Genomic DNA, 437 nt, shown 5'->3' on the forward strand with positions numbered 1-437 from the left:
TCGGTCATACGCAGGCCGCTTCCGGTGTGGCGGGTGTGATGAAGATGGTGCTGGCGATGCAGCACGGTGTGCTCCCGCGGACCCTGCACGTGGACGAGCCGACCCCGCACGTCGACTGGTCGGCGGGGGCGGTGTCCCTGCTGACCGAGCCCGTGGAGTGGCCGGGCGTCGAGGGCCGTCCGCGTCGGGCGGGTGTGTCGTCCTTCGGTATCAGTGGGACGAATGCGCATGTGGTGTTGGAGGAGGCGCCGGCTGTCTCGGAGTCTGCTGGTTCTGTGGGTTCGGCGGGTTCTGGGGTGTCTGTGGGGTGTGGGGGGCCGGTTGGGGTTTTCGGGGTGGGTGGTGTGGTGCCGTGGGTGGTGTCGGGTCGTGGTCGGGAGGGTTTGGCGGGGCAGGCGGGTCGGTTGGCCGCGTTCGCGGAGTCGGTGGGTGAGGGT

1 protein-coding gene is annotated in these 437 nt (G+C 70.0%); it reads left to right on the plus strand.

The window, feature by feature from the left end; all coding sequences use genetic code 11:
* On the plus strand, positions 1–437 hold a 437-nt coding region (locus JS756_RS36200), incomplete at both ends, for a ketoacyl-synthetase C-terminal extension domain-containing protein (protein ID WP_205387503.1).

The sequence above is a fragment of the Streptomyces actuosus genome (assembly GCF_016921115.1).
In the GTDB taxonomy this organism is placed as follows: Bacteria; Actinomycetota; Actinomycetes; order Streptomycetales; family Streptomycetaceae; genus Streptomyces; species Streptomyces actuosus_A.